The organism is Paraburkholderia sp. AV2, assembly GCF_054968425.1.
In genome coordinates this window covers 1-1582 of record NZ_JBANLK010000111.1, presented here as the reverse complement: position 1 = coordinate 1582, position 1582 = coordinate 1, and the positions used below count along the sequence as shown (strand labels likewise).

Annotated in this window: 1 protein-coding gene and 1 pseudogene; both read left to right on the top strand. The window is 62.3% G+C overall.

The features are described 5' to 3' along the window. On the top strand, positions 1–1210 hold a 1210-nt coding region (locus tag V8683_RS31295; RefSeq protein WP_462849727.1), incomplete at its 5' end, for a porin. Between the two features lie 146 nt (positions 1211–1356). Beyond that, positions 1357–1582 (top strand): annotated as a pseudogene (locus V8683_RS31290) (BON domain-containing protein); the annotation flags it as partial.

Below are 1582 nucleotides of genomic sequence, written 5' to 3'. Positions count from 1 at the left end.
TATGGAGGAGAGGATGAAGAAGGCTTTGCTTGCCGCAGCGCTCATGTCTGCGGGAATCGTCGCGCATGCACAAAGCAGCGTGACGATGTATGGCCGGCTTGATGTCGGCGTCCAGTACCGCACGGGGATTCCGGGCGGTAACGCCGTGCAGATGGAGAGCGGCGACTGGGGCGAATCGGAATTCGGCTTCAGAGGCGCGGAAGACCTGGGTGGCGGGACGAAGGCGATCTTCAAGCTGGAGATGGGCCTCGATATGATGAACGGCAACTATCAGAATGGTTCGCTGTTCGGTCGCGAAGCGCGCGTCGGTCTGACGAACGATACGTGGGGTACGTTCAAGATTGGCTATGCGGGCGCGGCGGAAATCAGCCAGGACAGTTGGGACGTCGATCCGCAACTGATGCAGTTCTATTCGATCGCCACGCTGGTTCGGGGCCGTAACTGGGCGCAGGCAGGCAACAGCGTGGAATACACCTCGCCGCTGCTCGCCGGTCTCACCTTGAAGGGCCAGTACGATCTTGCGAACGCCTCGAACTGGAACGGCAATGGCGGAACGGGCAGTGCGCCGGGTCAGCTTGGCGCGACCTCCGGTTTCGGTGCGTCGCAGGGCCGTTCGGACGGCGCCAAGATCCAGTACAACGCCTCCGCGTTCGAACTGCAGGCGATCTACGACGAAATCCGCGACCCGTTCGGGCGCTTCAGCAACGTCTACCTGTACTCGCGTTCGATCATGGCCGGCGGCACCTATTCGCTCGGTCCGGTCAAGTTCTATGCGGGCTACCAGCACCTCGCGGCGCCCGACGCGGACGAAGCCGGTTATGACTTTGCGGCCACGCCGGGCGGTGCGAGCCTGCCGACCGCGGTCGATCATGAATGGGGTGGCGTGGGCTGGCAGATCACGCCCGTTACGCTGCTCACGGCCGCTATCTATCACGCCAACGCCAACAACGGCAACGGCAACGCGACGCTGTACACGCTCGCCGGTAGCTACAACCTGTCGAAGCGGACGTTCCTGTACTCCGAACTGGGCTATATCCACAACAGTTCGACGTCGAACATCGGCCTCGGCGACGGTTATGCCGATCCGTACGGTACCGGCGGCGCGACCAATGCGAATGGCGGCGGCGCGGTTGGCAGCGGCCTCAACGAAGGTCCGGGCTACGGTCATGGCCAGTTCGCCGGCAACGTCGGCATCATGACCCAGTTCTAAAGGAGCAGCGGCAACAAGCATCGACTCGTCGAGCGGGAAGCCGGACCGGCAGGACCGGACTTCCCGCGCGTGAGGTTCGTCCCCGAGGTTCATCCGCTTAAGCCGGGAAGAAATCAGGAAGAATTTTCAGAGCAAGGAGAATCGATATGAAGTTGATACAGGTTGCCAGGGTCACCACGGCGGCGTTCGCACTGACGCTCGCCATGGGTGCTCACGCACAGGCCAGCGATACGTCGGCAAATAACGCGGCGGCGGCAGCGCCGACTTCCGCCAAGGCAACGAAGGCTGCGAACCGTGCGCTCGCCAAAAAGGTTCATCGCGCACTGGCACGTACCAAGGGACTGGATCCGACTCACATCTACGTCAAGGTCG